Origin of the sequence: Yersinia sp. 2542 StPb PI (assembly GCF_048593855.1) — a bacterium.
GTDB classification, from domain to species: Bacteria; Pseudomonadota; Gammaproteobacteria; order Enterobacterales; family Enterobacteriaceae; genus Yersinia; species Yersinia enterocolitica_E.
Map to the genome: position 1 here is coordinate 1 of NZ_JAZGQA010000460.1, position 718 is coordinate 718.

The following is a 718-nucleotide window of genomic DNA, read 5'->3' on the forward strand; positions in this document are numbered from 1 at the left end:
GTGAGTAGACCACTCGTTGGGAGTCCATCCCCTGATATGATAGCCCACTTTGTTTTTTTCATTATCTATCTCCTGAGGTTAACTGTTTAATTAGTGTATTTGATAGTGTATTAATTAATAAGAATGCCAGTACGCAACTAACCAATATCATAATCAATGCAGTTCTTAATGATGTCATGTCGGCTAACATCCCTATTAACGGTGGAAATATAAGTAGGCCAACTCTTGATATCCAAGTTGCGAATGCGACTCCACTCGTCGAGTTTATATTGGGTATTTGGCCAATAAATGAAATTGTTAATGGGAATACCACTGACATCCCTAATCCAATTAGTGAAAAACCTAATATTGAAACAATTGGTGAGTGAATAGTTATCACAATTAAGATTCCCAATGCTGCCATTAGAATTCCGTATCTTAATACTGGGATATTACCCAATTTATTGGTCAGGTAATCACCAAATCCTCGCCCTATAACCATTGATACCTGACATGCTAAATAAGGCAAACCTGAAATAACAGATGGAACTTGATAGTAACCATTCATATAGATAGCCCCCCAAACACTTGCTGTTTCCTCTATACCGCAAGTGAATGTTAGCAAGATTAACGCAATGATATACAGTTGAGTACCTGTGGTGCCCATACTTTTTTTAATATTTTCACGAAGGGAAAGTTCATCAAGTGAATCCCCTTTTCGGAAAAATATCATATAATT

Annotated in this window: 1 protein-coding gene; it reads right to left on the reverse strand. The window is 36.5% G+C overall.

Going from position 1 to position 718, the window contains the following annotated elements:
- Positions 1-61 precede the first annotated feature (61 nt).
- On the reverse strand, positions 62-718 hold a 657-nt coding region (locus V1952_RS22280; protein WP_420075602.1), incomplete at its 5' end, for an MFS transporter.